This is a genomic window from Herbaspirillum sp. NPDC087042 (assembly GCF_044745245.1).
Taxonomy (GTDB): domain Bacteria; phylum Pseudomonadota; class Gammaproteobacteria; order Burkholderiales; family Burkholderiaceae_D; genus Herbaspirillum.
In genome coordinates this window covers 628,063-653,157 of sequence record NZ_JBIUZW010000001.1, presented here as the reverse complement: position 1 = coordinate 653,157, position 25,095 = coordinate 628,063, and the positions used below count along the sequence as shown (strand labels likewise).

General features: G+C 63.4%; 20 protein-coding genes. 12 read left to right on the top strand and 8 right to left on the bottom strand.

Going from position 1 to position 25,095, the window contains the following annotated elements:
* The first annotated feature begins 95 nt into the window (after positions 1-95).
* Positions 96-1,055, top strand: a complete 960-nt coding sequence (locus ACIPHN_RS02945; protein ID WP_400432477.1) for a collagen-binding domain-containing protein — start codon at positions 96-98, stop codon at positions 1,053-1,055.
* A gap of 131 nt (positions 1,056-1,186) precedes the next feature.
* Here ACIPHN_RS02945 and ACIPHN_RS02940 read toward each other — a convergent pair whose 3' ends face one another.
* Both ACIPHN_RS02940 and ACIPHN_RS02935 read right to left on the bottom strand, forming a co-directional pair.
* Positions 1,187-2,944, bottom strand: a complete 1,758-nt coding sequence (locus ACIPHN_RS02940) for a methyl-accepting chemotaxis protein (RefSeq protein ID WP_400432474.1) — start codon at positions 2,942-2,944, stop codon at positions 1,187-1,189.
* 194 nt (positions 2,945-3,138) lie between these two features.
* Positions 3,139-3,549: a response regulator gene (locus ACIPHN_RS02935; RefSeq protein WP_400432472.1), complete on the bottom strand. Its 411-nt coding sequence runs from the start codon at positions 3,547-3,549 to the stop codon at positions 3,139-3,141.
* Between the two features lie 585 nt (positions 3,550-4,134).
* Here ACIPHN_RS02935 and ACIPHN_RS02930 point away from each other — a divergent pair.
* The 7 genes from ACIPHN_RS02930 (at position 4,135) to ACIPHN_RS02900 (ending at position 10,903) form a co-directional block, all read left to right on the top strand.
* The gene (locus ACIPHN_RS02930) at positions 4,135-5,799 is read left to right on the top strand and encodes a methyl-accepting chemotaxis protein (RefSeq protein WP_400432469.1); all 1,665 of its coding nucleotides are present in this window, start codon (positions 4,135-4,137) and stop codon (positions 5,797-5,799) included.
* Between the two features lie 173 nt (positions 5,800-5,972).
* Positions 5,973-6,518, top strand: coding sequence for an iron transporter (locus ACIPHN_RS02925; RefSeq protein WP_400432466.1), 546 nt, complete (start codon positions 5,973-5,975; stop codon positions 6,516-6,518).
* Positions 6,519-6,600: 82 nt separating this feature from the next.
* Positions 6,601-6,954, top strand: coding sequence for a cupredoxin domain-containing protein (locus ACIPHN_RS02920; RefSeq protein WP_400432463.1), 354 nt, complete (start codon positions 6,601-6,603; stop codon positions 6,952-6,954).
* Positions 6,955-6,994: 40 nt separating this feature from the next.
* Positions 6,995-7,867, top strand: coding sequence for an FTR1 family protein (locus tag ACIPHN_RS02915; RefSeq protein WP_400432460.1), 873 nt, complete (start codon positions 6,995-6,997; stop codon positions 7,865-7,867).
* Positions 7,868-7,925: 58 nt separating this feature from the next.
* Positions 7,926-9,263 (top strand): 4Fe-4S binding protein, encoded by a 1,338-nt coding sequence (locus ACIPHN_RS02910; RefSeq protein ID WP_400433166.1) that lies wholly within the window; start codon positions 7,926-7,928, stop codon positions 9,261-9,263.
* Between the two features lie 169 nt (positions 9,264-9,432).
* The gene (locus ACIPHN_RS02905; RefSeq protein ID WP_400432457.1) at positions 9,433-9,771 is read left to right on the top strand and encodes a zinc ribbon domain-containing protein YjdM; all 339 of its coding nucleotides are present in this window, start codon (positions 9,433-9,435) and stop codon (positions 9,769-9,771) included.
* A gap of 124 nt (positions 9,772-9,895) precedes the next feature.
* Positions 9,896-10,903: a bile acid:sodium symporter family protein gene (locus ACIPHN_RS02900; protein ID WP_400432454.1), complete on the top strand. Its 1,008-nt coding sequence runs from the start codon at positions 9,896-9,898 to the stop codon at positions 10,901-10,903.
* Positions 10,904-10,972: 69 nt separating this feature from the next.
* Here the strand turns inward: ACIPHN_RS02900 and ACIPHN_RS02895 are convergent, their stop codons facing one another.
* Positions 10,973-12,022 carry an NADP(H)-dependent aldo-keto reductase gene (locus ACIPHN_RS02895; protein WP_400432451.1) on the bottom strand — a complete coding sequence of 350 codons (1,050 nt, stop codon included), beginning with the start codon at positions 12,020-12,022 and terminating at the stop codon, positions 10,973-10,975.
* Between the two features lie 158 nt (positions 12,023-12,180).
* Between ACIPHN_RS02895 and ACIPHN_RS02890 the strand changes: the two genes are divergently transcribed.
* Positions 12,181-13,449 (top strand): MFS transporter, encoded by a 1,269-nt coding sequence (locus ACIPHN_RS02890; RefSeq protein WP_400432448.1) that lies wholly within the window; start codon positions 12,181-12,183, stop codon positions 13,447-13,449.
* Here the strand turns inward: ACIPHN_RS02890 and ACIPHN_RS02885 are convergent.
* Positions 13,436-16,651 carry an EAL domain-containing protein gene (locus ACIPHN_RS02885; RefSeq protein WP_400432445.1) on the bottom strand — a complete coding sequence of 1,072 codons (3,216 nt, stop codon included), beginning with the start codon at positions 16,649-16,651 and terminating at the stop codon, positions 13,436-13,438. The genes ACIPHN_RS02890 and ACIPHN_RS02885 overlap by 14 nt on opposite strands.
* A gap of 571 nt (positions 16,652-17,222) precedes the next feature.
* Here ACIPHN_RS02885 and ACIPHN_RS02880 point away from each other — a divergent pair.
* Positions 17,223-18,329, top strand: coding sequence for an S-(hydroxymethyl)glutathione dehydrogenase/class III alcohol dehydrogenase (locus ACIPHN_RS02880; RefSeq protein ID WP_400432442.1), 1,107 nt, complete (start codon positions 17,223-17,225; stop codon positions 18,327-18,329).
* A gap of 10 nt (positions 18,330-18,339) precedes the next feature.
* Positions 18,340-19,188 carry an S-formylglutathione hydrolase gene (gene fghA / locus ACIPHN_RS02875; protein WP_400432439.1) on the top strand — a complete coding sequence of 283 codons (849 nt, stop codon included), beginning with the start codon at positions 18,340-18,342 and terminating at the stop codon, positions 19,186-19,188.
* 63 nt (positions 19,189-19,251) lie between these two features.
* Here fghA and ACIPHN_RS02870 read toward each other — a convergent pair whose 3' ends face one another.
* Positions 19,252-20,175: a Gfo/Idh/MocA family protein gene (locus ACIPHN_RS02870; RefSeq protein WP_400432436.1), complete on the bottom strand. Its 924-nt coding sequence runs from the start codon at positions 20,173-20,175 to the stop codon at positions 19,252-19,254.
* A 44-nt stretch (positions 20,176-20,219) separates the two neighbouring features.
* Positions 20,220-21,209 carry an aldo/keto reductase gene (locus tag ACIPHN_RS02865; RefSeq protein WP_400432433.1) on the bottom strand — a complete coding sequence of 330 codons (990 nt, stop codon included), beginning with the start codon at positions 21,207-21,209 and terminating at the stop codon, positions 20,220-20,222.
* A 124-nt stretch (positions 21,210-21,333) separates the two neighbouring features.
* Here ACIPHN_RS02865 and ACIPHN_RS02860 point away from each other — a divergent pair, with 124 nt between their 5' ends.
* Entirely contained in the window at positions 21,334-22,251 is a 918-nt protein-coding gene (locus tag ACIPHN_RS02860) for a LysR family transcriptional regulator (protein WP_400432430.1), read from the top strand.
* A gap of 15 nt (positions 22,252-22,266) precedes the next feature.
* On the opposite strand, the gene ACIPHN_RS02855 is transcribed toward ACIPHN_RS02860, so the two are convergent.
* Both ACIPHN_RS02855 and ACIPHN_RS02850 read right to left on the bottom strand, forming a co-directional pair.
* The gene (locus ACIPHN_RS02855) at positions 22,267-23,832 is read right to left on the bottom strand and encodes a DHA2 family efflux MFS transporter permease subunit (RefSeq protein WP_400432427.1); all 1,566 of its coding nucleotides are present in this window, start codon (positions 23,830-23,832) and stop codon (positions 22,267-22,269) included.
* 32 nt (positions 23,833-23,864) lie between these two features.
* Positions 23,865-25,082, bottom strand: a complete 1,218-nt coding sequence (locus ACIPHN_RS02850; protein ID WP_400432424.1) for an HlyD family efflux transporter periplasmic adaptor subunit — start codon at positions 25,080-25,082, stop codon at positions 23,865-23,867.
* Positions 25,083-25,095 lie beyond the last annotated feature (13 nt).

Genomic DNA, 25,095 nt, shown 5'->3' with positions numbered 1-25,095 from the left:
TTGTGAATTGCTTTATTACCGGGCGGGACTGTGTCGATCGGCGCAAGCGCCGCTTCGCTACAATCCTGACTATTGCTGATCGATTGGAAAAGACTATGCGCTCGTTGAAAATCCTTGCCTTTGTCGCGGCCTCGCTGGCCTCGGGCATGTCCTCTGCTGCTGCCCTGACGGCCAGCCAGATCCTGTCGCAGTTCAACGTCGTGGCCACCACCACGCTGACCTCGGGTCATGACATCGAAGGCCGTGTGGTCGCCGGCGAGATCACCGGTGGCGCGACCTTCTACAACAATCCGCGCGGCGCGGCCTCGTCCTATGCCGCCATCAACGCCATCAAGATCGACAGCTTCAACGCCAACATCAACAATGGCGGCAGCGTGAACTACCAGACCAGCGACGCGGCGCACTTCAACTTCAATGGTGGCGGCAGCGCCAGCTACCAGAGCACGCCGTTCGCGATGAGCGATTTCACCACCCCGCTCAATGCACTGGCCTTGCAACTGGCACAGCTGTCGGCCAACAGCACCGTCAACGCCAATGATCCGAACAATTTCACCTTCAACGTCACGCCGGATTCCACCGGCACGGCGGTCTTCAACCTGACCACCGCGCAACTGTCGGCCTCGCGCAATATCGTCTTCAGCGGCACGGCACAGACCATCATCATCAATGTCACCGGTACCAGCTTCATCGATACCACCAACTTCAATGCCAACAGCTTCCTGAACACGCACATCATCTGGAACTTCGAGAACGCCACCAGCCTCTCCTTCACGGGTTGGCACGGTGCGGTCCTGGCCGGCAATGCCGCCGTGACCAATTCCTCGGCGATGGAAGGCTTCCTGTACGCCAACAGCTTCACCGGCAATGGCGAGCTGCATGACTATGGTTTCGCCGGCACGCTGCCGACCGTTCTGACGCCTGCCACGCCTGCCGCACAGGTACCCGAGCCGGGTGTGCTGGCCCTGTTCCTGACGGGGGCACTGGGCTTGCTGGGCATGGCGGCACTGCGCCGTCGCGGCCAGCGTCAGCTGCCCGAGGTGGCTGGGGCGCGCTGACGCCAACAACAAGCAGGGCCAATGAAAGAGGGGCGCATCCAGGATGCGCCCCTCTTTTTTTCATGCTGCGGTGTGATGATGCGGCGGCTGGCAGATGGCTTGCCGCCCAGGCGCTGCGGGGAGCGGGGCGCCTAGAACTGCTCCCACGAGCCGCCGTCGTCGGAGCCGCCGAGCAGGCGCGAGCCCGTGGCGGCCTTGGCCGGTGCTTCTACCTTGCGCGGGGCGGCGGCAACCGCCGCTGGCTCAGGGGCGGCCACGGCTGGCCGGGCAGCAGGGCGGGCGGCGAAGCTGTGGGTGGACGGCGCCGGCTTGGTCTTGCGCATCGTCGTGACCGCCGCTTGCTGATCGAGCCTGAAGAAGTCGACCGTTTCGGTCAGGGTTTCGGCCTGTTCCTGCAGCGATTGCGCGGCGGCGGCAGCCTGTTCCACCAGCGCGGCATTTTGCTGGGTGGTTTCATCCATCTGCGAGATGGCAATGTTGACCTGCTCGATGCCGTCGCTCTGCTCCTGGCTGGCCGAGCTGATCTCGGCCACGATATCGGTCACCCGGCGCACGCTGTCGACCACTTCGTTCATGGTATTGCCCGCCTTCTCGACCAGTTGGCTGCCCATGTTCACCTGGCTGACCGAGTCTTCGATGAGTTCCTTGATTTCCTTGGCGGCGGCCGCCGAGCGCTGCGCCAGCGAACGCACTTCGGAGGCCACCACGGCAAAGCCGCGCCCCTGCTCGCCGGCCCGTGCCGCTTCCACGGCCGCATTCAAGGCCAGGATATTGGTCTGGAAGGCGATGCCATCGATGACACCGATGATGTCGGAGATCTTGCGCGACGAGGCATTGATGGCGCCCATGGTATCGACCACCTGGTTGACCACGGTCCCCCCGGCACTGGCGACCTCCGAGGCCGAAGCCGCCAGCTGGTTGGCCTGGCGGGCATTGTCGGCGTTCTGCTTGACGGTGGAGGTCAGTTCTTCCATGGCCGAGGCGGTTTCTTCCAGCGAGCTGGCCTGTTCCTCGGTACGTGAGGAGAGGTCCAGGTTGCCGGAGGCGATCTCGGTGGAGGCCGTGGTGATGGTGCCGGTGCCCTGGCGTACCTTGGTGACGATCTCCACCAGGCTGTCGTTCATGCTCTTGAGGGCGCCCAGCAGTTGCCCGGTTTCATCCTTGCCGCTGGGGACGATGGCAGTGGTCAGGTCGCCCCCGGCCACCCGTTGCGCCACCGATACCGCCTCCTGCAGCGGACGAGCGATCAGGCGCGAGACCCAGACCGCCATCAGCATGGCCAGCGTGATGCAGACGATGACAGTGCCGATGATCCACAGGCGCGCCTCGGTATAGGTACTGTCAGACATCTTGTTGGAGCGGTCGGCACCGTCGTTGTTGACGGCGGCCAGCTTCTCCAGGTCTTGCAGCACGGTGCGATAGGCCTTGGTGGAGTCGCCCCGTTGCAATGCGCGGGCGTCGTCATCCTTGCCCTGGCGGGATAGCGCAACGATCTTGTCATGTTCGCCCAGGAACTGGGTGATCAGTTTCTCTACCTCGGGGTAGATGGCCTTTTCCTCGGGCTCGGAAATCTCCGTGACGTAGGTGGCCTGGGTCTTCTTGAGCGTGTCGATCTGTAGTTGCGTGCTGGCGTCGATGTCCGCATGCTCCTTGGGATCGTGGGAGAGGATGTGTTGCAGTTCGAGACTGCGGATGCGCGACATCGTCAGTTGCAGCGTACTCAGGGAGCGGATGCTGGGCAGCCAGTTGGTGGAAATCTCGGTCGAGGCGCTGTTGACCTTGTCCAGCTGCCTGATCGCGAATACGCCCAGGGCCGCCACCATCGCAACCACCAGCAGGAAAGTCGTGATCAGCTTCCGGGAGATCTTCAGATCGTAGAACCATTTCATGGCGTCGCTCCTGGTTGGGTCTGCCTGCATGGCGGCAGGTTCTGTCATCAATATTGCAAACAAAGCAATCCAATGCAAGGACGAGTCGGTGGCATCGGGACTTGGGGATGTTGCAATGATCTTAAGAACGGCCGCTGGCGAGGGGCATCAGGATTTTCCTGATAGGGCGGCGCTGGCAGGCAGGGCGGGGAGCCTCAGTCGTCCTGTTGCAGATGGGACGGCAGCCAGCGCGATACGGTCTGGCTCACGAGCTGCATGAACTCGCGCGCATCGACCGGCTTGACGAGGTAGTCGTTGGCGCCGGCGGCGCGGCAGCGGCGGGCATCGTTGTCGTCATGGGAGGTGGCGAACATCACTACCGGCAGTTCACGCGTATGGGCATGGTTGCGCAGCAGGTGCAGCAATTCCAGACCCTCCATGCGCGGCAGGCGTGGCTCCAGCAGGATCAGGCAGGGCAGGGCGTCGGGATGGGCCTGGGCTTCGGGGGTGAACAGCGATTCGGCGGCCCGCTCGGCATCCTCGAACCAGCCGAAGGCGCAGTCGAGCTTGCTGCGCCAGAGGCTGAAGCGCGCCAGCTCAACCGACTCCGGGCTGGGATCGACCATCAATATGCTGGGGCAGGACATGCGTGTAATGACCGGATGATGCGCTGTTTTTATGGGAATTTGGCGATGATACCCGGCAAGTGTGACATAGCAAGTTACAGAAATCTATTGCAAATTGCTCACTCACCAGAAGTCATACCAGTACGGCTAGCGAATTATTCTTACGACATGATTACAGGTGTGATCACTATGCCAGATATTGGTGGCACACGGCATGCCCGGCCTTGCCCGTATTGATTCATTCAATTCATGAATGGCTGATATACGGGAATTAAATCTCGTGCCGTGGCATTGCGGTCCCGTGGCTCGGCTATATTCGCCACGTACACGATAGTTACGTGGCGGGGCAACGATGGTTTCCTGTTTGTGTGGAGACTATCCGGGGAAAGATGCGAATGACCGGGTTATCCCGGGACGGTGGGTCAGGCCATGGCATGGGGATGCCAGGCCCGGTTTCCGGATTCAGGTTGGGCGATCATGCCGGCCGTTGCAACGCCGCGACGACAAACGCGAGTCACCTGCACCGGGACAGGCACGTTAATGTGTCTGGCCGCCTTCTTTCTTTTCATCGACAGAGCCTCGACCATGACCATTACCAAACGCCTCATCATCACGCTGTCGACAGCCTTGCTGGCCTTGCTGTTCGTCGGCGCCGACGGCCTGTGGCAACTGCAACGCTCCCAGCAACGCCTGGAATTGATCCAGAACCGCATCATGCCCGCCATGGATAGCCTGAACCTGCTCAAGGGCTACCTGGCCGATTCGCGCCTGGCCGGCTACCGCCTGTCGGTCTTTGCCAACCTGTCCGACAAGAGTGGCTTGCAAAAGGCGGTCGATACCGCCAACAAGCTGCTCGACGATGAGTTCGCCCACTATGAGCGTGCGCTGGTCTTCGATGACAAGGACCGTGGCCTGATCCAGGCCGACAAGGCCAATATCGAGGCCTATCGCAAGGCGCTGGTGCCGTTCTTTGCCGCCGCCTATGCCGATGACATGGACGGGGTCCGCGCCACCCTGCAGGCCGGCACTCCCCTGGCGGTGTCGGCGGCAGCGGCCAAGAAGGGCTTCGACGACCATATCCTGATCGGCCGCACGATGATCGACACCATCAAGCAGGAAAGCGACGATGCCTATGCCTTCGCCCTGCGTACCATGGTGGCGGTGATCGTGGTGGCCGTGCTGCTGACCGCCATGCTGGGTATCCAGGTCTTGCGCGGCGTGATCGGCAGCCTGGGCAAGATCCAGCATACCTTCGAGCATGTGAGCCAGACCCTGGACCTGTCGCGCAAGGCGCCGGTGGACCGCATGGATGAAATCGGCCATACCGCGGCAGCCTTCAACAAGCTGCTGGCGCGCATTGTTGAAGTCGTCGCCACCACCCGCAGCTCCACCGATTCGGTGACCGTGGCCGCGCGCCAGATCGCCGCCGGCAATGCCGACCTGTCGGCCCGTACCGAACAGCAGGCGGCGGCGCTGGAAGAAAGCGCCTCCAGCCTGGAACAGCTGACCTCGGTGGTGCAGCAGAACAGCGCCAATGCGCGCCAGGCCAACCAGCTGGCGCAATCCGCTTCTTCGATTGCTTCCCAGGGCGGCGATGTGGTGCGCCAGGTGGTCGATACGATGAATTCCATCCATGCGTCTTCGCGCAAGATCGTGGACATCATCGCGGTCATCGATGGCATCGCTTTCCAGACCAATATCCTGGCCCTGAATGCGGCCGTGGAGGCCGCCCGTGCGGGCGAGCAGGGTCGCGGCTTTGCGGTGGTGGCCTCCGAGGTGCGCTCGCTGGCGCAGCGTTCGGCCGCCGCCGCCAAGGAGATCAAGGAGCTCATCGATGACTCCGTGGACAAGGTCGGCAGCGGCAGCAAGCTGGTCGAGCAGGCCGGTAACACCATGAGCGAGATCGTCGACAGCGTGCGCCACGTGACCCAGATCGTTGGCGATATCGCCGACGCCAGCGAAGAGCAGAGTGCCGGCATCTCCCAGGTTAACCAGGCGATCGCGCAGATGGATCAGGGTACCCAGCAGAACGCGGCGCTGGTCGAGGAAGCCGCTGCCGCTGCGCAAGCGCTGCAGCAGCAGGCCGAGACCCTGGAGAGCGTGGTCAGCGCCTTCAAGCTGGACGGCCGCCGTGTCGCGACAGCGCCCGTGGCCACGCCTTCGCGCCCGGTGGATGTCACGCCGCAGGCCGCGCGCCTGACGGCCCAGGGCGGCGCCCGCGGCGTGGAAGCGGAAATGGAAGTGTTCTAGTCGACAGCCCTGCTGTTTGGCTTTCCCGGTCAAACCATCCGGCCCAGGCCGGATGGTTTTTTTTCGTGGTCAGCATTGCAGTGGCGTGTGACACAAGCGGGCAACTCATGTTGCCTCAAACAATGATATACTTAATGCTAATCATTATCATTTGACCACCAGGAGAATACGCAATGATGGGTATCAAGAAACTTGCCGTCGCCGCTGCACTGAGCGTCTGTGTTGCCGGTGCTGCCTCGGCCGCCGAGTATCCGATCGGCAAGCCGCAGATCCAGAACGGTTTCGAAGTCAACGCCGTCTACCTGCAGCCGGTGAAGATGGAACCGGACGGCATGATGCGCAAGGCCGAGGAATCCGATATCCACCTGGAAGCCGACATCCGTGCCGTGGCCAAGAACCCCAACGGTTTCGCCGAGGGTGACTGGATGCCCTACCTGGTGATCAAGTATGAACTGACCAAGGTCGGTTCCACCAAGACCGTCAAGGGCGACATGATGCCGATGGTGGCCAATGACGGTCCGCACTACGGCGACAACGTCAAGCTGGAAGGCCCGGGCAAGTACAAGCTCAAGCTGACCATCTCTTCGCCGCAGGCCAACGAACATGCCCACTTCGGCCGCCACGTCGACAAGGAAACCGGCGTGGGTCCGTGGTTCAAGACCTTCGAACTGAACTATGACTTCACCTTCGCCGGCATCGGCAAGAAGGGCGGCTACTAAGCCTGGGTCAGATCAGTGATTCGACGCCGGCGCACCGGAGTTTCCGGTGGGCCGGTTTCCCATTTGTACGGAAGGGAGTTTCATGTTCCAGAGAATAGTCCGCCTGGCCCCGGTCCTGGCCCTCGCTGCGGCCGCATGGCTGGGCGCGGGCGCGCCGGCGATGGCGTCCGACCTGCCGACCTTCAAGCTGGAGATGCAGGACGGCAAGCTGATCCCGCCGCGCATCGAAGTACCGGCCGGGCAGCGCATCAAGATCGAGGTCCACAACATCGGCAAGTCCGCCGCCGAGTTCGAGAGTGTGGAATTGCGCAAGGAGAAGGTGCTGGCGCCAGGTGCGCAGTCCTTCGTGGTGATCGCCCCGTTGCGTCCGGGCGAATACAAGTTTTTCGATGACTTCCACCTCAACATGCCGCAAGGCGTGATCGTCGCCAAGTAGGCGGCGGGAAGTCCGGGTTCTAGCAAGGAAGGATAGCTTCATGGGTCAGGTCATGTTCATCGTCTGGCGCGAGAGCGTCGAGGCGCTTCTGGTGGTCGGTATTCTCTATGCCTGGTTGCAGAACGGCGATGCCGGCGCGCGGCGCGGCATTCCCTATCTGTGGGGTGGCGTGGTGGCCGGCGTGGTACTGGCCGCGGCCCTGGGCGCGGCACTGCTGGGATTCTCGGAACTGCTCTCGGGCGACGCCCAGACCTACTTCCAGATTGCCATCGTCCTGATCGCCGCTGCGCTGATCGTGCAGATGGTGTTCTGGATGCGCAAGCATGGCCGCACCCTCAAGAAGGACATGGAAAGCTCCATGCAGTCCAGCTACGACAGTGGCAACTGGTGGGGCGTGTTCGTGCTGGTGATGCTGGCCATCGCCCGCGAGGGTAGCGAGACGGCGGTGTTCCTGTACGGTATCGGCCTGGGTCAGCAGGACGCCAGCACGGCCTCCCTGGTGCTGGCCGGCGCGATCGGTTTCGGCCTGGCCTTCCTGACCTTCTATCTGCTGCAACTGGGCGGCAAGATCTTCTCGTGGCGCCGTTTCTTCCAGGTCACCGAAGTGATCCTCTTGCTGCTGGCCGCAGGCCTGCTGGTGACGGGCGTGGAAAAGCTCTTCGACGTGCTGCTGGAGAGTTCGGATGCGCTGGCCTCGGCCGACTGGACCATGACCCTGACCGCGCCCCTCTGGGATACCTCGGCGCTGCTGGATGACTCCACCACGATCGGCAGCCTGATCTCGACCCTGACCGGCTATCGCGCCCGTCCGGCGCTGCTGTCGGTGATCGTCTATGCGCTCTACTGGATCGTGGTATGCTCGGCCCTCTATCGGAAACCCAAGCCCGCACCCAAGCGGCAAGAAGCCGTCTGATTCCTGCATGAATACCTGTACGCAATCGCCGAACCTGCTCTCGCGTACCGGAGAGTGGATGCGCCGCAACGGCGCATTCATCCGCGGCCTGCAATGGATCGTGGTGGCGGTCTACGCCATCCTGATCCTGGTCCCGGTGTTCCTCCCCCTGCCTGATGAAACCGCCCACCTCTGGTCCAACCTGACGGTGATGGCCCAGTTCGCCTTCTGGGGCATCTGGTGGCCTTTCGTATTGGTGAGCATGGTGCTCATGGGGCGCGTGTGGTGCGGCGTGCTCTGCCCCGAAGGGGCGCTGACCGAATTCGCCAGCAAGCATGGGCGCGGCCGGGCCATCCCGAAATGGATGCGCTGGGGTGGCTGGCCCTTCGTCGCCTTTGCCCTGACCACGGTCTATGGCCAGATGGTCAGCGTCTACCAGTATCCCAAGGCGGTGCTGCTGGTGCTGGGCGGCTCCACCCTGGGGGCCATGGTGGTCGGCTACCTGTATGGCCGCGACAAGCGCGTGTGGTGCAAGTACCTGTGCCCGGTCAATGGCGTCTTCGGGCTGCTGGCCAAGCTGGCACCGCTGCATTACAAGGTCAATGAAGATGCCTGGCGCGCGTCCTACCATCCGCAGCACAAGATCATCCCCATCAATTGCGCGCCGCTGGTCCCCCTGCGCAACATGAAGGGCGCCTCGGATTGCCACATGTGCGGTCGCTGCAGCGGCCATCGTGACGCCATCACCCTGAGCTTGCGTGCGCCGACGGTGGAAGTGGTGCAATTCGGCAAGACCCACAACAGCCTCTGGGAAAGCGCGCTGGTGCTGTATGGCCTGCTGGGCATTGCCATCGGCGCCTTCCACTGGACCGCCAGCCCCTGGTTCATCGCCATCAAGCAGGACATCGCGACCTGGCTGATCGACCGTGACATCATGTGGCCCTTCGGTACCCAGGCACCGTGGTGGCTGCTGACCAACTACCCGCAGCAGAACGATGTCTTCACCTGGCTCGATGGCGCCATGGTGGTGGGCTATATCCTCACCACCGGCCTGGTGCTGGGCAGCGGCGTGGCGCTGATGTTTGCGCTGGCCACACGCGTGCTGGGCAAATGGGACTGGGGACGCTTCAATCACCTGGTGCAGGCGCTGATCCCGCTGGCGGGCTGCGGCGTGTTCGTGGGCCTGTCGGCCACCACCATCACCCTGCTGCGCGCCGAGCACTGGCCGGTGGACTGGGCCAATGACGTGCGTGCCAGCCTGCTGGCGGCCATGACACTGTGGAGCCTGCTGCTGGCCTGGAAGGTCGTGGCACGCCATGCGACCCACTGGACACAGCGCCTGGTGGCCATGCTGCCCTTGATGGGCGGGCTGGCCCTGGTCAACGCGGCATGGTGGCTGATGTTCTGGGGCTGGTAGGCCACTTCGGACGCGGCTGACGACGGCAGGACCTGCAGACCAGGCCTGCCGTTTTTCATTGCTGCCTCGCCAGCGCTGCTTTTCGGCATGAAGCTGCGCAAGATCATGGTCGATGGAGGCGGATGGGCTTACAATCGCTGCCTTTTCGCACTTTTATCCCGGAGTTTCCATGAGCAGCCTGCCTTCCTGTCCCCAATGCCAGTCCGAATTCACCTATGAGGATGGCGGCATGTTCGTCTGCCCCGAATGCGCCCATGAGTGGAGCGCCCAGTCCGCACCCGCCGGCGAACAGGCCCGCGTGTGGCGTGATGCCTCCGGCAACGTGCTGCAGGATGGCGATACCGTCACCGTCATCAAGGACCTCAAGCTCAAGGGCGGTGGTGGCGTGGTCAAGATGGGCACCAAGGTCAAGAATATCCGCCTGGTCGATGGCGACCACGACATCGATTGCAAGATCGACGGCTTCGGTTCCATGGGCCTGAAGACCGAGTTCGTGCGCAAGGCCTGAGTGTTTCCAGGGCAAACGGGGAGGGCAACGCTGCAAGGAGCGGCGCCTCTCACGTAAAATGGCGGTTTTTGCGCGCGTCGGCATGCTGCGCGCGCCAGACCCATCTCCAAGAAAACCGATTGCCATGGCCCGTCCCCGCTTCCTGCCCGACAACATGACCTTGCTGCTGCTCGCCGTGGTGGTGACAGCATCCATCCTTCCCTGTACCGGCCAGGTGGCCGTGGCCTTCGATGGCCTCACGACCTTCATGATCGGCCTGCTGTTCTTCATGCACGGTGCCAAGCTCTCGCGCGAGGCGGTGGTGGCCGGGTTCACGCACTGGAAGCTGCATGTCACGGTGCTGCTGTGTACCTTCGCACTGTTCCCCCTGATCGGCCTGGCGTTGAAGCCGTTGCTGACCCACTTCATCACTCCCGAGCTCTACCTGGGCCTGCTGTTCCTGTGCGTGCTGCCCTCCACGGTGCAGTCCTCGATCGCCTTTACCTCGGTGGCGCGCGGCAACGTGCCGGCGGCGATCTGCGCGGCCTCGGCCTCCAACCTGCTGGGGATCTTCCTCACGCCGCTGCTGGTGGGCATCCTGGTGGTGGCGCATGATGGCGGCGGCCAGTCGTCGCTGCAGTCCATCCTGAAAATCGTTTATCAATTATTGCTGCCCTTCGTCGCCGGCCAGATCGCCCGTCCCTGGATCGGTCGCTGGATCGAGCGCAACAAGTCCTGGCTCAAGTTCGTTGACCAGAGTTCCATCCTGCTGGTGGTCTATGTCGCCTTCAGCGAGGCAGTGGTGCAGGGCCTGTGGCACCAGGTGCCGGTGAGCATGCTGCTGGCGCTGCTGGTGATCAATGCGGTGCTGCTGGCCATCATCATGTTCATCACCACGATGGGCAGCCGGCGCATGGGCTTCAACAAGGAAGATGAAATCACCATCGTCTTCTGCGGTTCCAAGAAGAGCCTGGCCTCGGGCGTGCCCATGGCCAAGGTATTGTTCTCCAGCGGCGCCATCGGCATGGTATTGCTGCCGGTGATGCTGTTCCACCAGTTGCAGCTGATGGTCTGCGCGGTCATGGCGGCACGCTATGGGGCGCGGCAGGACGAGGTGGAGGCAGCGATCGCCAGCGAGAGCGGTGGCGACTGAGCTTGTCCCTGCAGCATAAAAAAACCGGCGCGAAGCCGGTTTTTTTATGGCAGATGATCTGTTAATGGATCACGGCGCCGGATTGGGCTGGTTGCGATGGATAGCCTCGATGCCGGCCAGCACGTCCTCGCTCAACTGCAGCTGCGCGCTGTCGATGTTGCTGCGCAACTGCTCCAGCGACGTCGCGCCGATGATGTTGGAGGTGAGGAAGGAACGGCTGTTGACATAGGCCAGCGCCATCTGCGCCGGATCCAGTCCGTGCTGGCGGGCCAGCGCCACATACTCGGCGGTGGCACGTTCGGCTTGGGGATTGGTATAGCGCACGAAGCGTTCGAACAGCGTCAGGCGGCCACCGGCCGGGCGCGCGCCGTTGAGGTACTTGCCGCTCAACATGCCGAAGGCCAGCGGCGAGTAGGCCAGCAGGCCGACGTTGTCGCGATGGGCGAATTCGGCCAGGTTGACCTCGAAGCTGCGGTTGAGCAGGTTGTACGGATTCTGGATGGTGACGATGCGCTCCAGTCCGTGCTGCTCGGCCGCACGCAGGAATTGCCCCACGCCCCAGGCCGTCTCGTTGGACAGGCCGATGGTGCGGATCTTGCCGGCCTTCACGAATTCGCTCAGCACCGACAGGGTTTCCTCGATGGGGACCGTGGTTTCGTCGGCCACATGCTGGTAGCCCAGCTGACCAAAGCTGTTGACGCTGCGATCGGGCCAGTGCAGCTGGTACAGGTCGACGTGATCCAGTTGCAGGCGCTCCAGGCTGCCATGCAGGGCGTCGGTCAAGCCCTTGCGGTCGAGCTCGTTGTTGCCGCCGCGGATATGACGCGGATTGTGCGGCTTGCGGGCCGGGCCGGTGCACTTGGTGGCGATCAGCAGCTGGTCGCGCTTGCCCGACTTCTTCAGCCAGGTGCCGAGATAGCGCTCGGTCAGGCCCTGCGTTTCCGGCTTGGGGGGCACCGGATACATTTCGGCGGCATCGATCAGGTTGATGCCGCGTTCCACCGCGTAATCCAGTTGCGAGTGGGCGTCGGCTTCGCTGTTCTGTTCGCCCCAGGTCATGGTGCCCAGCGTGATCAGGCTGACCTTGAGATCGGTGCGGCCGAGTTGGCGATACTGCATGGTGTTCTCCTTGTGGTTGCGCACGCAGGGCGAGGCAGGGGAGGGCGCCCTGCCGGCGGCTGCGGGATCGGGTAGTATAGCCGCGCCGGTCCTGCCTTGCAGGGCGGGCCAGAGAACGCGCCAACACCATAAAACGCATCAGCAAATACCCTCACCACATGTCATCCACTTCCACTACCAGCCTGCCCGGTCAGGCCGGCGACCAGCGACCGCTGCGCCACCACACGCCCTTCAAATTGTTCTGGTGCGCCAGCGTGGCCTCTACCATCGCACTGCAGATGCAGATCGTGGCGGTCGGCTGGCAGGTCTACCAGCTCACCCACAGCGCCTTCGACCTGGGCATCGTCGGGCTGGTGCAATTCATTCCCTCGCTGATCCTGGTCTTCGTGGTCGGGCATGTGGCCGATCGCCATGATCGCCGTAACGTGGCGCGCATCAGCTCGCTGGTCGAGGCCATGGCGGCGGCAGCGCTGGCGCTGGGCAGCCTGGGTGGCTGGCTCAATCGCGAGATGATCTTTGCTATCGTGGTGGTCATCGGTGCGGGCCGGGCCTTCTCCAAGCCCACCATGTCGGCCCTGTTGCCCAGCCTGATGCCTCCGGCCTTGCTGCCTCGCGCGGTGGCCGGTTCGGCCTCGGCGACCCAGTTCGCCATCATCATCGGACCGGCCGTGGGTGGCTTCCTGTATGTGGCCGGTCCTGCCGTGGTGTATGCCAGCAGCTTCGTGCTCTTCGCGCTGTGCAGCGTGCTGCTGTCGCTGATCAAGCGCGCGCCGCAGGCCGCATCCACCGCCACGCCAGGCAAGCCGACCGGCGCCAGCCTATCCTCGGTGTTTGCGGGGTTGAGCTATATCCGCAGCAAGCCGGCCGTGTTCGGTGCGATCTCGCTGGACATGTTTGCCGTGTTGCTGGGCGGGGCCACGGCCCTGTTGCCGGTCTATGCCAATGACATCCTGCATACCGGCGCAGTCGGCCTGGGCCTGCTGCGTTCGGCACCGGCAGCCGGTGCCTTGCTGGTGGCGGTGTTGCTGGCGCGCAGCCCGCTGGGCGCGCGCGTGGGGCGCACCATGTTCATCGCGGTGGCCGTGTTCGGGGTGGCCACGATCGTCTTCGGGCTGTCGCGCTCCTTCCCGCTGTCGCTGCTGGCCCTGATGATCCTGGGTGGGGCTGACATGATCAGCATGGTGGTGCGGTCGTCCTTCGTGCAGCTGGAAACGCCGGACGAGATGCGCGGCCGCGTGTCGGCCGTCAATTCCGTCTTCATCGGTACGTCCAATCAGCTGGGCGAGTTCGAGTCCGGCCTGACGGCCGCCTGGTTCGGGGCCATGCCGGCCGTGCTCATCGGTGGCATCGGCACGCTGGTGATCGTGTTGCTGTGGATACGCCTGTTCCCCTCGCTGTACCAGGTCGACCGGCTCAGTTCGCGTTAGCGTTGGCGCCAGCGGCGGTAATCAGCTGCTGGGCCGCCCGGCGTGCTGGCTGTTGCTGTGCCAGCAGCATGTCGATGAACTGGGCGTAGGGGACGGGCCTGCTGAAGTAATAGCCCTGGTATTCGTCGGAGCCGAATTCCCTGAGCGCCTGCAATTGCTTTTCGGTTTCCACCCCTTCGGTGACCACCTTCAGGTTCAGTGCGTGGCTCATGGCGATGATGGCCTGGACGATGGCGCTGCTGTTGGGATCGTCAGGGATATCGTTGATGAAGGACTTGTCGATCTTCAGCGTATTGACCGGGAAGCGCTTGAGGTAAGCCAGCGAGGAATAGCCGGTGCCGAAGTCGTCGATGGAGATCGTGAAACCCTCGGCGCGGATGTCATCCATGATGGCGATGGCGCGGTCGCGGTTGTGCATCACCATGCTTTCGGTGATCTCGAATTCCAGGCAGCTGGGAGGCGTGCCGTGTTGCGCCACGACGATCCTGATGTCGTCCAGCAGATGCTCGTCCCCGAACTGGCTGCCGGTCAGGTTGATGGAGATACGTCCGCACTCCAGTCCCTGGGCCAGCAACTGGCCGATATCGCGGCAAGCCACATCCAGCACCACCAGGCCGATCTGCTCGATCAGGCGGGTTTCTTCCGCCAGCGGAATGAATTCGCCCGGCGGCAACAGCCCGCGCACCGGATGCTGCCAGCGTACCAGCGCTTCGGCACCGACGATGCGGCTTTGCGCCAGGTCCACCTTGGGCTGATAGTGCACCACGAATTCGGCGCGCTCGATGGCGCGGCGCAGTTCGGACTCCAGGGCGATACGCTCGACCGTATTGGTGTTGATCTCGTCGGAGAAGAAGCGATAGTCGTCCTTGCCGTGGTGCTTGGCCCGGTACATGGCGATGTCGGCATTCTTGATCAGGGTCTGCGCGTTCTCGCCGTCGCCGGGATAGGTGGCGATGCCGATGCTCACCGAGAGCGTGGCTTCCTGTCCATCGATGATGAACGGCTTGCGCGCCTCGGTCAGCAGCTTCTGGGCGATTTCCCCCAGCTGCAGGGGATCATCGAAGTCGTCCACCAGCACGATGAATTCATCGCCCCCCACGCGGGCCAGGATATCGAGTTCGCGCAGGCTGTTGCGGAAGCGCTGGGCGATCTCCTGCAGCACGGCTTCGCCGGTCTCGTGGCCGAAGGTGTCGTTGATGTTCTTGAAGCGGTCCAGGTCCAGCAGCAGGACGGCAACCATGCCGCTGCGGTGCTCGGCGTGGGCAATCGCGTTGGAAACGTGCTGGGTACACAGGAAGCGGTTGGGCAGGCCGGTCAGTTCATCGTAGTGCGCCAGGTGGCGGATGCGGTCGTCGGCGCGGCGGCTTTCGATGGCCACGCTGGCCAGGTCGGCGGCGATGTTGGCCAGTTGCAGGTACTCGTTGCTGGGGGCCTGGTTTTCCTTGAGCAGGGCGGCGAACACGCCCAGCAATTGGCCTTCCTTGCCGATGATGGGCCAGGCACCGCAGGAAGGGTAGGCCTCCATGTCGATGAGCGGGCGCAGTTGTTCGGAGACCGGATCCCTGGCGATATCGGTGACGATGCAGGGGCCGCGCCGCAAGGCGGCCTCGGCGCCCACGCCGCAACCATGACGGATGGGCATGCCTTGCAGGGCGCGCACCAGGCGCGAAGGATAGCGGCGACTCAAGACCGAGGTGAAGTGCGAGGCCTGTTCGTTGACCAGCATGACGCAACTGGCGCCATAGGGGATCTGGGCGTCGGCAAAGCCGACGATTTCATCCAGAATGGTATCCAGATCATCGTCGGCCATGACCATGTGCAGCACCCGGTTCTGTTCGGTCTGCAGCAGTTCGGCACGCTTGCGGGCGCTGATGTCGCGCAGGATGGCGAAGATCGCATAGCCGCGCTCGAACTCGGCCCGGTTCAGGGTCACATCGGTATGGATGATCCTGTTGCGGCGTACCGTCACCCATTCGAATTGCTGCGGTTGCCCGGCCAGCACGCGGCTGACCAGTTCGTCGATATCCGGTTGCTCGACGTGACGCGATTTCTGGCGCGAGAACAGACCCACCTTGCGGCCGATGATGCGTTCCTTGTCGGGGACGCCAAAGAAGCGCAGGGCGGCGCCATTGCAGTCCAGGTAGCGCAGCTCGGAGGAGATCAGCACGATGGGATCGCTGCCCTCGTCATAGAGCTTGCGATAGCGGTATTCGCTGGCCGAGAGGGCATTGTCCAGGCGCCGCTGATAGCGGTAGTAGACCAGGAAGGAAATCAGCGCGATCAGGATGAAGCCGAGGATGCCGGTGGTCAGCAGGATGCGATTCTCGGTACGGCTGCGCCAGGGCGCCAGCACGTCCTCCATGCGTCGCGCATAGACCACCACCAGGGGCCAGCCCGGCAGCCGCTTGTAGCTGAACAGCAGCGCTTCGCCGGTGAGGAAGGAGTGCTCTTCGAAGGTGCCTTCGTCGGGCCCGCTGCGGATGCGCTTCATGCTTTCGGCGTCACCGATGTTGGTGTTGAGCCAGCGCTCTTCGAAGGGCGAGCGGATCATCATGGAGCCGCTCTCGGTGCGCAGCGAAACGATGGCCTCGAAATTGGTGATGCGCTGGTAGAAGTCGAAGAAGACCGATGCCCGCAACTCCGCCACCAGCAGGCCCACCGGACGGGCGCTGCGGTCGTACAGGTTCATGGCCACCGGCACCACCAGCTCGCGGTTGTAGCGGCTATGCATCAGTTGCCCGACGAACAGCTGGGGGCGTGCGGGATTGTTGTCCACATTGGTCAGCTTGTGGTCGTCCGGGATACTCGCCGTATCTTGTGCGCGCAGGGAGCTGGCGCGATTGTTGCCGTTGCGGTCCACGTAGCGCAGCACCATCACCGACGGCATGGATTGCTGTGCCTGGCTGAGCAGCTGGTAGAGGCCCTGCTCGTCGTCCAGGATATTGTGGTCGGCGTTCTGGATGCGCTGGGCAGCGCCCCACAGCGTGCTGTCCAGGTCATGGAACACGCGCTCGGCGTGCTCTTGCACGCTGCGTACCGCCGCCATCGAACTGGCGCGCTCGGCATCGATGGTCAGCTGGCGATCCTGGCGGATCTCCCACCAGGTCTGGACCACGATGAACGAGCCGACGAAGGCGACGAACAGCAACAAGGTCTTCAGCGTATACCCGCCCCGTCCCGCCGATTTGTTGTGTTTTCCCATGTGACGAATATCACACCATCTGTCGTTAGGTAGTTTGATGCTGCGTTTGCTGCTGTCCGGCTGATGCCGTACACCTGTCTCGACAGCTCTCGCACGCAATTGGCGCCTGGACACTAGCTCACCATGCAGGTGATATTGATAGTGCCTCATGCTTACGCCAGAATTACGCGGATGCCCCCACTGCGTGATACGCAAGGTGACAGTATGCCACCCTCTTTTGCAATTCGTTCAATCAGATCGTTATTGTTTGCTCTTGGTCATCTGAATGCCATTGACTGGGCATCATGACACCCGGCAATGATTCGCATCGCCCTGTCCGCATGTCTGTCTGAACCTTACCGCAAGCCGCTGCCGTTGTCTAACGGCGCTGTGGCTTGGCAGATGAAACAGGCCCTGTTTCAGCGTCGTCAAACCAATTTCACTTGCAATGCGATAATACGTCCCTCCTGGCAATATTGCCTGAAATCTCCTGACACCTTCTGCTGCCGGTTACGTGGCGGACAGTACGGGGGAATTCAGGGCCTGAGCGCTTTTCCTACACTATCAATTCAGCAGACAAAGGATCCTCCCAATGAAGACAAGAGCAGCAGTAGCATGGCAGGCCGGCAAGCCCTTGACCATCGAGGAAGTCGAACTCGGTGGCCCCAAGGCCGGCGAGGTGCTGGTCGAGATCAAGGCCACCGGCATTTGCCACACCGACTATTACACGCTCTCGGGCGCCGATCCGGAAGGCATCTTCCCGGCGATCCTGGGTCATGAAGGCGCGGGTGTGGTGGTTGACGTCGGTCCGGGCGTGAAGTCGCTCAAGAAAGACGACCACGTCATCCCTCTGTACACGCCGGAATGCCGCGAGTGCAAGTTCTGCCTGTCGCAGAAAACCAACCTGTGCCAGGCCATCCGCGCCACCCAGGGCCGTGGCCTGATGCCCGATGCCACCAGCCGCTTCTCGCTGGACGGCAAGCCCCTGTTCCACTACATGGGCACCTCGACCTTCTCCAACTACATCGTCGTGCCGGAAATCGCCCTGGCCAAGATCCGCTCCGATGCGCCTTTCGACAAGGTCTGCTACATCGGCTGTGGCGTGACCACCGGCGTGGGCGCGGTGCTGTTTACCGCCAAGGTGGAAGCGGGCGCCAACGTGGTGGTGTTCGGCCTGGGCGGCATTGGCCTGAACGTGATCCAGGCGGCCAAGATGGTCGGCGCCAACAAGATCATCGGTGTCGACCTGAACCCGGGCCGCGAAGCGATGGCACGCAAGTTCGGCATGACCGACTTCATCAATCCCAAGGACGTCCCCAACGTGGTCGATGCCATCATCGGCATGACCGACGGCGGCGCCGACTACAGTTTCGAGTGCATCGGCAACACCACCACCATGCGTCAGTCGCTGGAGTGCTGCCACAAGGGCTGGGGCCAGTCCATCATCATCGGCGTGGCCGCGGCCGGCCAGGAAATCTCGACCCGTCCGTTCCAGCTGGTGACCGGCCGCGTCTGGAAGGGCTCGGCCTTCGGTGGCGCGCGTGGCCGTACCGATGTCCCCAAGATCGTCGACTGGTACATGGAAGGCAAGCTCAACATCGATGACCTGATCACCCACAAGCTGCCGCTGGAGCGCATCAACGAGGGCTTCGACCTGATGAAGAGCGGTGAGTCGATCCGCTCGGTGGTCGAGTTCTGAGGAGGACGCGATGCTGGAGACGCTCTCCGAACACGGCTGTTTTGGCGGCGTGCAGGGCTACTATCGCCATGCCTCGCCGGCCATCGGGCTGGACATGCGCTTCTCGGTCTTCGTTCCACCCCAGGCCAGCGCCGGCGGCAAGTTGCCGGTGCTGTTCTACCTGGCCGGGCTGACCTGCACCGAGGAAACCTTCATGATCAAGGCCGGCGCCCAGCGTGTGGCGGCCGAGCTGGGCATGATCCTGGTGGCATGCGACACCAGCCCGCGCGGTGCCGGCATTGTCGGCGAGAGCAACAGCTGGGACTTCGGCGTGGGAGCCGGCTTCTATCTCGACGCCACGCAGGCGCCGTGGCGCCAGCACTACCGGATGGAGTCCTATGTGGTCGAGGATCTGCGCGCGGCCGTGCTGGCGCATTTCCCGGCCGATGCGCAGCGTGTGGGCATCTTCGGCCATTCGATGGGAGGGCATGGCGCCCTGACGCTGGCCTTGCGCCATCGCGACATCTATCGCTCGGTGTCGGCCTTCGCGCCCATTGCCGCGCCCTCGCAATGTCCGTGGGGACAGAAGGCCTTCGGCAACTACCTGGGCGAGCAGGGGCAGGCGTGGCAAGCGCATGATGCCAGCGAGCTCATGCGCGGCCTGCGCTCACCCTATCCGCAAGGCATCCTGATCGACCAGGGCCTGGCCGACAAATTCCTCGCCGAGCAGTTGCTGCCGGAACAGTTCGAGGCGGCCTGCAAGGCGGCCTCGCAACCGTTGACCTTGCGCCGGCATGAGGGATATGACCACGGGTATTACTTCATTGCCAGCTTCATGGAAGACCATTTGCGCTTCCATCACCGGGTACTGGTGGGCTAGGGGCAACGGCAAGGTGTGCCGCTGACGGGGTTGATGATGAAAGTCATCAACCCCGTTTGCTTTTTAGACAAAGGCATCCGTGACGATATGCGCGCCAAGCATGAAGGCATCGGCCACATGCCGCAGCGGCGCCACGTCCACATCGGAGGCGCGGGTGCGGATCAACTGGCAGAAGTGCGCATACAGCGAGGGATACTCGCCTTCGACCGGCAGTTCGGACTGCACCTCGTTGATCCATAGTTCATGTCCGCCTTTTTTCAGATGGACATGGCTGCTGTCGGTCTCGATGATGATGTCCCAGGTCTGCTCGCCGGTCTGGCGCCAGTCGAAGTCGGCCTGTATATCGGTGCCGAGCGCATCGGTGAAGGCCAGGCGCGCGGCAATCGGCGTCTGCCGGTTGGACGGCACTTCCAATGCCGCCTGGGTCAGGAACATGGCCTGCGGCAGGATCTCGGTGACGATGGAGAGGGCATTGATGCCCGGATCGAACACGCCCAGGCCACCGGGCTGCCAGATCCATTCCTGGTCGGGATGCCAGTGACGCACGTCTTCGCGCCAGATCACCCTGACCTGGCGCGGCGCATGTTGCTGCAGATGGCGCTTGACCACCTGCACCGCCGGCGCATGCCGCGAGTGCCAGCTGGCGAACAGCGTCACGCCCTGTTCAATGGCCAGACTCTTCAAGGACTCCACCTCGGAGAGGGTGGCGCCGGGCGGCTTTTCGAGGAAGACATGCTTGCCTGCGCGCAGGGCTTCGCGGGCGGCTTCATAGCGGTACTGCGGCGGCATGCACAGGGAGATGGCCTCGATGGCGGGTGCGCCGGCCAGCATCTCGGCCATGCTCTTGTAGGCGGTCACGCCATCGATGCTGTGGTTGCGGCTGGCGGTCGCCAGCAACTGGAAATCCGGATTGCCGCGGATGGCAGGGGCGTGCTGGTCGTAGACGATCTTGCCGACGCCGGCGATGGCGAGTTGGATAGGTGTCATGGTGTCCTTGGTTATTGTTGATTGCATGAAGGGGGCGCCATAGATTACCAGCGTTGATGCACATGCGGCGCGATGTCGTGGAGATAGAGTTCACGCAAGGCCTGCATCAGCTCCGGTGCAATGGCTGGCAAGTCGCTGGCGGCGCTGTTGGATTGCGCCTGCTGCACGTTGCGGGCGCCAGGGATGACGGTGGTGACGGCGCTTTCCATCAGGATCCAGCGCAGCGCGAATTGCGCCATGGGAACCCCATCCGGCACCAGCGCACGGATCTTCTCCACGGCGGCCAGGGCCACGTCGTAAGGCACGCCCGAGAAGGTCTCGCCGACATCGAAGGCTTCGCCATGGCGGTTGAACTGGCGATGGTCGTCAGCGGCAAAGGCAGTCTGCGCCGACATCTTGCCGGTCAGCAGGCCGGAGGCCAGCGGCACGCGTGCGATGACGGCGATGTCGCGGCGCCGGGCTTCCTGCAGGAACAGCGACATCGGCCGCTGGCGGAAGATGTTGAAGATGATCTGCACCGATTTCACGTTCGGGTATTCGATGGCCTTGAGCGCTTCCTCCACCTTCTCCACCGACACGCCGTAGTGACGGATCTTGCCGGCCGCGACCAGCGCATCCAGATGGCCGAACACTTCCTGCTGGTAATACACCTCGGTGGGCGGGCAATGCAGTTGCACCAGGTCCAGGCAATCCACCTCCAGGTTCTGCAGCGAACGGTCGACGAAGGCGGTGAGATTGTCCCGGTTGTTGTAGCCGCTGGCGACGTGCGGCGAGAGGCGGCGGCCAGCCTTGGTGGCGACGAAGGGACGGGCACCGCCGCGTTCCTTCAATACCTGGGCAATCAACTGTTCGGAGCGGCCATCGCCATACACGTCGGCCGTGTCGATGAAGCTCACGCCCGCGTCCAGCGCGGCGTGCAGGGCGGCCTTGGCATCCTGGGCGGAGACGTCGCCCCAGGAGCCACCGATGGCCCAGGCGCCGAAGCCGATTTCCGATACGTCGGCGCCGGTGCGGCCAAAGCTTCTTGATTTCATGTCTGTGCTCCTTTTACGCTGTATTTAAGCTGTATTTAAAGCGCTATTTATACCGCTTGCCACGCGCGCAGGTGCCTGGTTTAAGATGAGTCAGATTAATTCTTGAAGTGATTGAAATTCATCCATGTCCCTGCTCGACCATATCGATTTTTCCGACCTGCGGGTGTTCGTGACCATTCTGCGCACCGGCAGTTTCAAGGCCGCCGCCATCCAGCTCGGCTTGACCCCCTCGGCCACCAGCCACGCCATGAAGCGGCTGGAAGAACGGCTCTCCACGCAGTTGCTCTATCGCTCCAGCCGGGCGGTTTCGCCCACGGCCGCGGGCAGCGAGCTGGCGGCCAGGCTGGAGGAGGGGTTCGAGCAGATCGCGGTGGCCCTGAGTCACCTGGAAAGCTCGGCAGCAGGCAGCCTGGGTGAGCTGCGCATCAACGTCTTCGCCGATGCCGCCCATCTGCTGATCGAACCGGCCATTCCCGAGTTTGTGCGGCAGTGTCCCAAGGTCAAGCTGACCATCGTGGTGGATGACAAGCCCATCGATATCGTCAGCGAAGGCTATGACGCCGGCATACGCTACGGCCACTATGTGCCCGAAGGCATGGTAGCCGCCCCCCTGACGCGGGTGCATCGCTGGGTGGCGGCGGCCTCGCCGGCCTATCTGGACAGGCAGGGACGGCCGCTGACGCTGGACGAACTGGCGCAGCACACCTGCCTGCAACTGCTGCTGGGCGACAACTCCAGCTACCAGTGGGAATTCGGAAAGGGCAAGCACCGGCAGCGCATCCGCGTGCCGGGCCTGGTGACGATCAACAATACCGCCGCCACCATCGCGGCGGCCAAGGCCGGGGTCGGCATCGCCTATCTGTTGGAGGGAAGAATCAGGAAGGAGATCGAGGAGGGCGCGCTGGAGGTCATCCTGGACGAATGGGCGGCGCCCAGCGAGCCCTTCCACATGTACTACAGTAGCCGGCGCCATGCCCATCCGGCCTTGCGCAAGCTGATCGACATCATCCGCTTGCAGAACGGCTTGTCCCGGCTGCGCTAGCCGGGACAAGACTGTCTAGTGCGCCGCCGAGGCTTCGGCTGCGCCCGCGCCGCCCTTGGAGGGCTTGATGATCCAGATCAGCGGGATGATGACGATGAAGATCAGCGCCGAGACATAGAAGATATCGTTGATGCCCAGCATGGCGGCCTGGAAGGTGATGGTACGTTCCAGCATGCCGGCGGTCTGCTCCGCGTTCAGGCCCAGGGTGCTGCTGATGTTGTTGACCGTTTCCTGCATCCAGGGGCTGTAGGGCGTGGCATGTTCGGTCAGCTGCGCATGGTGCATGATGCTGCGGTTGTTCCAGGCGGTGGTCGAGATCGAGGTGCCGACCGCACCACAGAACACCCGCACGAAGGACGACAGGCCGGCGGCGGCCGGGATGCGCTCCGGTGGCAGGCCCGACAGCAGCAGCACGGTGAGCGGTACGAAGAACATCGCCGTGGGGATGCCCTGCAGCAGCGTGGGCAGCACCACCGTCATCTGGTCCACCTGCAGGTTGTAGTGCGAGCGCAGCCAGAACACGAAGGCAAAGCCGATGAAGGAGGCTGTAGCCACCTTGCGCGCATCCACCAGCGGCAGGAAGCGTCCGATCAGCGGCATCAGGATCACCGCGAAGATGCCGATGGGCGCCGTCGACAGACCCGAGTCGATCGAGCGGTAGCCCAGGTATTGCTGCAGCCACTGCGGCAGGATCACCAGGTTGCCGAAGAAGACGCCATAGCCGATCGAGATGGCGATGGTGCCGCCGGCGAAATTGCGCCGGCCGAACAGGCGCAGGTCCACCACCGGGTGCTTGTTGTTGAGCTCCCAGACCACGAAGTAGGCAAAGGCGACGGCCGCCACCACGCCCAGCGTGACGATCGTGGACGAGGAGAACCAGTCCAGGTCCTTGCCCTTGTCGAGCATGATCTGGAAGGCCGCCACCCAGGTTACCAGCAGCGCCAGGCCGATCTTGTCGATGGGCAGCTTGTGGATCGGTGTCTCGCGGCTGCGATAGATGGCCAGCGTGACCCCGGCCGCAATCAGGCCCACCGGGATGTTGATGTAGAAGATCCAGGGCCAGGTGTAGCTGTCGGTGATCCAGCCGCCCAGCGCCGGCCCGGCCACCGGCGCCACCACCGCCGTCATGCCCCATAGCGCCAGCGCGAATGAGGATTTCGATTTGGGGTAGGCCCCCAGCAGCAGCGATTGCGACAGCGGCACCATGGGGCCGGCCACCAGGCCTTGCAGCACCCGTGCGGCCAGCAGGATGGGCAGGGTGGGCGCCAGGCCGCACAGCCAGGAGGCCAGCACGAACAGCAGCACCGAGGTGACGAACAGGCGCACCGCGCCCAGGCGCTGCGTGAGCCAGCCGGTCAGGGGGATGGAGATGGCGTTGGCGGCGGCGAAGGAGGTGATGACCCAGGTACCTTCATCCACCGAAACGCCCAGGTTGCCCGAGATGGTCGGGATGGCCACGTTGGCGATGGAGGAGTCCAGCACGTTCATGAACACCGCCAACGACACCGACAACGTGCCCAGCACCAGATTGGCGCCGGTCAGCGGTGGCGGTGGTGTATAGGGAGTAGGGCTGTTAGCCATAAGCTTGCGTAGTTGTGTGCAGCGGGTTCGGATCAGGTATGCGGTACGGTGGCAGCGGCCTTGTTCTTGCGCGGCTGCGGCAAGCCACTGGCGTTGTCGCTGATGATGCGATCGACGATGGCGTCAGCCTGCTTGCCCAGGTCGTCATAGACGCTGGTCTGGTAGTTGGTGGGCGCGGCTTCCAGGGCCCGGCCATCGCCATGGATATCGACCGTCGCCGTGGTCGACAGGCCGATGCGCAGCGGATGGGCGCGTACCTGCTCCGGGTCCAGGGCAATGCGCACCGGGATGCGCTGCACCACCTTGATCCAGTTGCCGGTGGCGTTCTGCGCCGGCAGCAGCGAGAAGGCGCCACCGGTACCGGCCGAGAAGCCGATCACGGTGCCCTTGTACTTGACGTCCGAACCATAGACGTCAGCGATCACTTCCACCGGCTGGCCGATGCGGATGTGCTTCAACTGGCTTTCCTTGAAGTTGGCGTCGATCCAGATCTGTTCCAGCGGCACGATGGCCATCAGCGGATTGCCGGCGGCGATGCGCTGGCCGACCTGCACCGAACGCTTGGAGACGAAGCCCGCGACCGGGGCCACGATGTTCACGCGGGCGAAGTTCAGGTAGGCGTTGCGTACCGCCGTGGCGGCCTGCAGCACGTTGGGGTGCTCGGTGACGCTGGTGTGGTCGGTCAGGGCGCGGTTGGCGGCAGCCGCGGCGCGGGCCTGGTCCAGTGCAGCTACGGCGCTCTTGACGGCGTCGCGGGCGTGCGAGACGTCTTCCTGCGAGACTGCACCCGAGGACAGGCCGGCCTGGCGACGTTGCTGGTCTTCGCGGGCGCGTGCCAGGTTGGATTCGGCAGCGTCGATGTTGGCGGCCAGGGTGTCATTGTTCAGGAACAGCTGGCGCGTCTGGCGCACCGCTTGCGCCAGCGCGGCCTCGCTCTGGGCCAGGGCCAGGCGGGTGTCGGCGGCGTCCAGCGTGACCAGTGGCTGGCCGGCCTTGACGATCTGGGTGTCGTCGGCCTTGACGCCGGTGACGGTGCCGCCGACCTGGGCGGAGATCTGTACGACGTTGCCGCTGACATAGGCGTCATCGGTTTCCTCGAAGAAGCGTGCGTGCAGGAACCAGTACAGGAAACAGGCGGCGGCGATGATGACCAGGACCAGCGTGAGCAGCAACAGCTGGCGGCGGCGTTTGCCATTGCCATTGCCGTTACCGTTGGTGCCGGGATTGGTTTGGGTGGTGCTGTCACTCATGGATGACTCCGTT

Coding starts and splice junctions, on each gene's coding strand:
- ACIPHN_RS02920 (WP_400432463.1), top strand. CDS start 6,601: ATGTTCCAGAGAATAGTCCGCCTGGCCCCGGTCCTGGCCCTCGCTGCG.
- ACIPHN_RS02900 (WP_400432454.1), top strand. CDS start 9,896: ATGGCCCGTCCCCGCTTCCTGCCCGACAACATGACCTTGCTGCTGCTC.
- ACIPHN_RS02910 (WP_400433166.1), top strand. CDS start 7,926: ATGCGCCGCAACGGCGCATTCATCCGCGGCCTGCAATGGATCGTGGTG.
- ACIPHN_RS02930 (WP_400432469.1), top strand. CDS start 4,135: ATGACCATTACCAAACGCCTCATCATCACGCTGTCGACAGCCTTGCTG.
- ACIPHN_RS02855 (WP_400432427.1), bottom strand. CDS start 23,832: ATGGCTAACAGCCCTACTCCCTATACACCACCGCCACCGCTGACCGGC.
- fghA (WP_400432439.1), top strand. CDS start 18,340: ATGCTGGAGACGCTCTCCGAACACGGCTGTTTTGGCGGCGTGCAGGGC.
- ACIPHN_RS02880 (WP_400432442.1), top strand. CDS start 17,223: ATGAAGACAAGAGCAGCAGTAGCATGGCAGGCCGGCAAGCCCTTGACC.
- ACIPHN_RS02895 (WP_400432451.1), bottom strand. CDS start 12,022: ATGCAGTATCGCCAACTCGGCCGCACCGATCTCAAGGTCAGCCTGATC.
- ACIPHN_RS02935 (WP_400432472.1), bottom strand. CDS start 3,549: ATGGTCGATCCCAGCCCGGAGTCGGTTGAGCTGGCGCGCTTCAGCCTC.
- ACIPHN_RS02860 (WP_400432430.1), top strand. CDS start 21,334: ATGTCCCTGCTCGACCATATCGATTTTTCCGACCTGCGGGTGTTCGTG.
- ACIPHN_RS02850 (WP_400432424.1), bottom strand. CDS start 25,082: ATGAGTGACAGCACCACCCAAACCAATCCCGGCACCAACGGTAACGGC.
- ACIPHN_RS02915 (WP_400432460.1), top strand. CDS start 6,995: ATGGGTCAGGTCATGTTCATCGTCTGGCGCGAGAGCGTCGAGGCGCTT.
- ACIPHN_RS02865 (WP_400432433.1), bottom strand. CDS start 21,209: ATGAAATCAAGAAGCTTTGGCCGCACCGGCGCCGACGTATCGGAAATC.
- ACIPHN_RS02945 (WP_400432477.1), top strand. CDS start 96: ATGCGCTCGTTGAAAATCCTTGCCTTTGTCGCGGCCTCGCTGGCCTCG.
- ACIPHN_RS02905 (WP_400432457.1), top strand. CDS start 9,433: ATGAGCAGCCTGCCTTCCTGTCCCCAATGCCAGTCCGAATTCACCTAT.
- ACIPHN_RS02890 (WP_400432448.1), top strand. CDS start 12,181: ATGTCATCCACTTCCACTACCAGCCTGCCCGGTCAGGCCGGCGACCAG.
- ACIPHN_RS02885 (WP_400432445.1), bottom strand. CDS start 16,651: ATGGGAAAACACAACAAATCGGCGGGACGGGGCGGGTATACGCTGAAG.
- ACIPHN_RS02870 (WP_400432436.1), bottom strand. CDS start 20,175: ATGACACCTATCCAACTCGCCATCGCCGGCGTCGGCAAGATCGTCTAC.
- ACIPHN_RS02940 (WP_400432474.1), bottom strand. CDS start 2,944: ATGAAATGGTTCTACGATCTGAAGATCTCCCGGAAGCTGATCACGACT.
- ACIPHN_RS02925 (WP_400432466.1), top strand. CDS start 5,973: ATGATGGGTATCAAGAAACTTGCCGTCGCCGCTGCACTGAGCGTCTGT.